The organism is Variovorax sp. GW821-FHT09D04 (genome assembly GCF_059416405.1).
The window spans coordinates 1-5,814 of the sequence record NZ_JBWKPA010000022.1 but is presented as its reverse complement, the minus strand read 5'-3'; the positions used below and the strand labels follow the sequence as shown (position 1 = coordinate 5,814).

1 protein-coding gene, 2 tRNA genes and 3 rRNA genes are annotated in these 5,814 nt (G+C 49.9%); 5 read left to right on the top strand and 1 reads right to left on the bottom strand.

Annotated elements, in window-relative coordinates; translation table 11 throughout:
* Nucleotides 1-413 (bottom strand): hypothetical protein (locus tag AC07O4_RS31455; protein ID WP_495306616.1); only part of this gene is annotated, 413 nt, incomplete at its 3' end.
* Nucleotides 414-509: 96 nt separating this feature from the next.
* Here AC07O4_RS31455 and AC07O4_RS31450 point away from each other — a divergent pair.
* From AC07O4_RS31450 to rrf, 5 genes are all read left to right on the top strand, one after another.
* Nucleotides 510-2,044: ribosomal RNA gene (locus AC07O4_RS31450) — 16S ribosomal RNA — on the top strand.
* An 89-nt stretch (nucleotides 2,045-2,133) separates the two neighbouring features.
* Nucleotides 2,134-2,210: transfer RNA gene (locus tag AC07O4_RS31445), tRNA-Ile, on the top strand.
* A 30-nt stretch (nucleotides 2,211-2,240) separates the two neighbouring features.
* A tRNA-Ala gene (locus tag AC07O4_RS31440) sits at nucleotides 2,241-2,316 on the top strand.
* A 321-nt stretch (nucleotides 2,317-2,637) separates the two neighbouring features.
* Nucleotides 2,638-5,511, top strand: a 23S ribosomal RNA gene (locus AC07O4_RS31435).
* Nucleotides 5,512-5,639: 128 nt separating this feature from the next.
* Nucleotides 5,640-5,752, top strand: a 5S ribosomal RNA gene (gene rrf / locus AC07O4_RS31430).
* Together the 16S, 23S and 5S rRNA genes with 2 tRNA genes alongside form the textbook arrangement of a ribosomal RNA operon.
* Nucleotides 5,753-5,814 lie beyond the last annotated feature (62 nt).

Genomic DNA, 5,814 nt, shown 5'->3' with positions numbered 1-5,814 from the left:
AAAGTCTTCGAAAGTTGACGCGGTTTGAAAAAACAGTGCATAATCGAAGGCTTCGCTGAAACAACTTCAGCGACTTGAACTGAAAGGTTTGGGTTGCAAGAAAGAAGAAGTGGAAAGCGAAAAAAGTCTTCGAAAGTTGACGCGGTTTGAAAAAACAGTGCATAATCGAAGGCTCCGCTGAAAACAACTTCAGCAGCTTGAATCGAAAGATTCAGGATGCGAAAAAAGAAGTTGAAGAAAGCGAAAAAAGTTTGACGATACTTAAAAAATCGTGTTAGACTACAAGGCTTCGCTGATCGCAGCAAAGCAAAACGAAGTAAACGATAAGTTGCTTCGGTGATCGTTAAAAAATTACAGCCGATAAGCGTGGGCGTTTGAAGGTAATTGCGTAAGTTCTTCGGAACAAGTCGCAAGACTTAAAAACGCTCATGAGATAGAAGTGAAGTTCACTTTAATTCTTTTTTTATGAGTTTTGCTTGACCGCGAGGTCAGGCGCAAAAATCAAGATCGAACTATAGAGTTTGATCCTGGCTCAGATTGAACGCTGGCGGCATGCCTTACACATGCAAGTCGAACGGCAGCGCGGGAGCAATCCTGGCGGCGAGTGGCGAACGGGTGAGTAATACATCGGAACGTGCCCAATCGTGGGGGATAACGCAGCGAAAGCTGTGCTAATACCGCATACGATCTACGGATGAAAGCAGGGGATCGCAAGACCTTGCGCGAATGGAGCGGCCGATGGCAGATTAGGTAGTTGGTGAGGTAAAGGCTCACCAAGCCTTCGATCTGTAGCTGGTCTGAGAGGACGACCAGCCACACTGGGACTGAGACACGGCCCAGACTCCTACGGGAGGCAGCAGTGGGGAATTTTGGACAATGGGCGAAAGCCTGATCCAGCCATGCCGCGTGCAGGATGAAGGCCTTCGGGTTGTAAACTGCTTTTGTACGGAACGAAACGGTCTTTTCTAATACAGAAGGCTAATGACGGTACCGTAAGAATAAGCACCGGCTAACTACGTGCCAGCAGCCGCGGTAATACGTAGGGTGCAAGCGTTAATCGGAATTACTGGGCGTAAAGCGTGCGCAGGCGGTTATGTAAGACAGTTGTGAAATCCCCGGGCTCAACCTGGGAACTGCATCTGTGACTGCATAGCTAGAGTACGGTAGAGGGGGATGGAATTCCGCGTGTAGCAGTGAAATGCGTAGATATGCGGAGGAACACCGATGGCGAAGGCAATCCCCTGGACCTGTACTGACGCTCATGCACGAAAGCGTGGGGAGCAAACAGGATTAGATACCCTGGTAGTCCACGCCCTAAACGATGTCAACTGGTTGTTGGGTCTTCACTGACTCAGTAACGAAGCTAACGCGTGAAGTTGACCGCCTGGGGAGTACGGCCGCAAGGTTGAAACTCAAAGGAATTGACGGGGACCCGCACAAGCGGTGGATGATGTGGTTTAATTCGATGCAACGCGAAAAACCTTACCCACCTTTGACATGTACGGAATTCGCCAGAGATGGCTTAGTGCTCGAAAGAGAACCGTAACACAGGTGCTGCATGGCTGTCGTCAGCTCGTGTCGTGAGATGTTGGGTTAAGTCCCGCAACGAGCGCAACCCTTGTCATTAGTTGCTACATTCAGTTGGGCACTCTAATGAGACTGCCGGTGACAAACCGGAGGAAGGTGGGGATGACGTCAAGTCCTCATGGCCCTTATAGGTGGGGCTACACACGTCATACAATGGCTGGTACAAAGGGTTGCCAACCCGCGAGGGGGAGCTAATCCCATAAAACCAGTCGTAGTCCGGATCGCAGTCTGCAACTCGACTGCGTGAAGTCGGAATCGCTAGTAATCGTGGATCAGAATGTCACGGTGAATACGTTCCCGGGTCTTGTACACACCGCCCGTCACACCATGGGAGCGGGTTCTGCCAGAAGTAGTTAGCTTAACCGCAAGGAGGGCGATTACCACGGCAGGGTTCGTGACTGGGGTGAAGTCGTAACAAGGTAGCCGTATCGGAAGGTGCGGCTGGATCACCTCCTTTCTGGAAACAAGCAATTTAATTTAAACGCCCACACTTATCGGTTGTTGGAAGAAGTCGGTTGTCTTCGATTTTGAAGATGATTGGCGAATGGGTCTGTAGCTCAGCTGGTTAGAGCACCGTCTTGATAAGGCGGGGGTCGTTGGTTCGAGCCCAACTAGACCCACCAAATCTTCTGATATCTCGTGTGAGAGTTTGAGGGGGATTAGCTCAGCTGGGAGAGCACCTGCTTTGCAAGCAGGGGGTCGTCGGTTCGATCCCGTCATCCTCCACCAATAACTTCGATACTTATTCAACACCAAAGCAGCTTCCTGCGAAAGCATGAGGCTTCTTTGTTGTTGATCAGGATCTCTTGATCAATCGGCTGTTCTTTAAAAATTCATAGAGTCGAATCAGCGTTGCTGATGGAAACTGCACATTCGTAAAGGTTTAGTGCAGACCGTGCCATCAGCAACATAGAATTTTTGATTGCGTCAAAAGAAACTTCAATTTCGAGTCAAATCGATATTGGAAGTACGGCATAACGCGTCAGGTGAAAGACCTGACATATTCCTTGAGATGATTTTGTAGTTTCGCAAGAAACGTCAAAGTTATAGGGTCAAGTGAATAAGAGCACGTGGTGGATGCCTTGGCAATGATAGGCGACGAAGGACGTGATAGCCTGCGATAAGCTTCGGGGAGCTGGCAAATTAGCTTTGATCCGGAGATTTCCGAATGGGGAAACCCACCTGCAAAGGTATCGCATGATGAATACATAGTCATGCGAGGCGAACCGGGTGAACTGAAACATCTCAGTAGCTCGAGGAAAAGACATCAACCGAGATTCCGAAAGTAGTGGCGAGCGAAATCGGAGAAGCCTGTTAGTGATAGCACAAGACATAACGGAACAGCTTGGAAAGGCTGGCCATAGCGGGTGATAGCCCCGTACGTGAAATGACCTGTGTGGTACTGAGCTAACGACAAGTAGGGCGGGACACGAGAAATCCTGTCTGAATATGGGGGGACCATCCTCCAAGGCTAAATACTCATCATTGACCGATAGTGAACTAGTACCGTGAGGGAAAGGCGAAAAGAACCCCGGGAGGGGAGTGAAATAGATCCTGAAACCGCGTGCTTACAAAAAGTAGGAGCCCGCAAGGGTGACTGCGTACCTTTTGTATAATGGGTCAGCGACTTACATTCAGTGGCAAGGTTAACCGAATAGGGAAGCCGTAGAGAAATCGAGTCCGAATAGGGCGATCAGTCGCTGGGTGTAGACCCGAAACCAAGTGATCTATCCATGGCCAGGATGAAGGTGCCGTAACAGGTACTGGAGGTCCGAACCGACTAGTGTTGCAAAACTAGCGGATGAGCTGTGGATAGGGGTGAAAGGCTAAACAAACTTGGAAATAGCTGGTTCTCTCCGAAAACTATTTAGGTAGTGCCTCAAGTATTACCATCGGGGGTAGAGCACTGTTTTGGCTAGGGGGTCATGGCGACTTACCAAACCAAGGCAAACTCCGAATACCGATGAGTACAGCTTGGGAGACAGAGCACCGGGTGCTAACGTCCGGACTCAAGAGGGAAACAACCCAGACCGCCAGCTAAGGTCCCTAAAATTGGCTAAGTGGGAAACGAAGTGGGAAGGCTAAAACAGTCAGGATGTTGGCTTAGAAGCAGCCATCATTTAAAGAAAGCGTAATAGCTCACTGATCGAGTCGTCCTGCGCGGAAGATGTAACGGGGCTAAGCCAGTTACCGAAGCTGCGGATTTGCAATTTATTGCAAGTGGTAGGAGAGCGTTCTGTAAGCCTGTGAAGGTGCGTTGTAAAGCGTGCTGGAGGTATCAGAAGTGCGAATGCTGACATGAGTAGCGTTAAAGGGGGTGAAAAGCCCCCTCGCCGTAAGCGCAAGGTTTTCTACGCAACGTTCATCGGCGTAGAGTGAGTCGGCCCCTAAGGCGAGGCAGAGATGCGTAGCTGATGGGAAACAGGTCAATATTCCTGTACCGATTGTTAGTGCGATGTGGGGACGGATCTTAATAGGTCATCCAGTTATTGGATTATTCTGGTTTAGTTGGATGTAGGCGTGCATTAGGCAAATCCGGTGCACATATACCGAGGCCAACGATCGAGCGGACTTGTCCGTGAAGTGACTGAACGAGGTTCCAGGAAAAGCCACTAAGCTTCAGCTAACAACGACCGTACCGCAAACCGACACTGGTGCGCGAGATGAGTATTCTAAGGCGCTTGAGAGAACTCAGGAGAAGGAACTCGGCAAATTGACACCGTAACTTCGGAAGAAGGTGTGCCCTATTAGTGTGTAGTGAACAACGAAGCATGAATGGGTTGCAAAAAATCGGTGGCTGCGACTGTTTATTAAAAACACAGCACTCTGCAAACACGAAAGTGGACGTATAGGGTGTGACGCCTGCCCGGTGCTGGAAGATTAAATGATGGGGTGCAAGCTCTTGATTGAAGTCCCAGTAAACGGCGGCCGTAACTATAACGGTCCTAAGGTAGCGAAATTCCTTGTCGGGTAAGTTCCGACCTGCACGAATGGCGTAACGATGGCCACACTGTCTCCTCCTGAGACTCAGCGAAGTTGAAATGTTTGTGATGATGCAATCTCCCCGCGGAAAGACGGAAAGACCCCATGAACCTTTACTGTAGCTTTGTATTGGACTTTGAACAGATCTGTGTAGGATAGGTGGGAGGCTTTGAAGCAGGGTCGCTAGATCTTGTGGAGCCAACGTTGAAATACCACCCTGGTGTGTTTGAGGTTCTAACCTAGGTCCATTATCTGGATCGGGGACAGTGCATGGTAGGCAGTTTGACTGGGGCGGTCTCCTCCCAAAGCGTAACGGAGGAGTTCGAAGGTACGCTAGTTACGGTCGGACATCGTGACGATAGTGCAATGGCATAAGCGTGCTTAACTGCGAGACTGACAAGTCGAGCAGATGCGAAAGCAGGACATAGTGATCCGGTGGTTCTGTATGGAAGGGCCATCGCTCAACGGATAAAAGGTACTCTGGGGATAACAGGCTGATACCGCCCAAGAGTTCATATCGACGGCGGTGTTTGGCACCTCGATGTCGGCTCATCTCATCCTGGGGCTGTAGCCGGTCCCAAGGGTATGGCTGTTCGCCATTTAAAGAGGTACGTGAGCTGGGTTTAAAACGTCGTGAGACAGTTTGGTCCCTATCTTCCGTGGGCGCTGCAGATTTGAGGAAGCCTGCTCCTAGTACGAGAGGACCGGAGTGGACACACCTCTGGTGTATCGGTTGTCACGCCAGTGGCATTGCCGAGTAGCTAAGTGTGGAAGAGATAACCGCTGAAAGCATCTAAGCGGGAAACTCGTTTCAAGATGAGATCTGCCGGGGCCTTGAGCCCCCTAAAGAGTCGTTCAAGACCAGGACGTTGATAGGTCAGGTGTGGAAGCGCAGTAATGCGTTAAGCTAACTGATACTAATTGCTCGTGCGGCTTGACCCTATAACTTTGATCAATCTGATCAGGGTGTTATGCCAAGTTGACGCATTCAAAATAATTCGCCAAAAGCTGATTCCAAACTCTATGAATTCGTTTGATTGATCGTGTGATCAATCGGACAACCCTTTATGCCTGATGACCATAGCGAGTTGGTACCACTCCTTCCCATCCCGAACAGGACAGTGAAACGACTCAGCGCCGATGATAGTGCGGGTTCCCGTGTGAAAGTAGGTCATCGTCAGGCTCTTACAGCCCAGAAAACCCCAGTCAGCAATGACTGGGGTTTTTTGCTTTGCGCAATGCAAA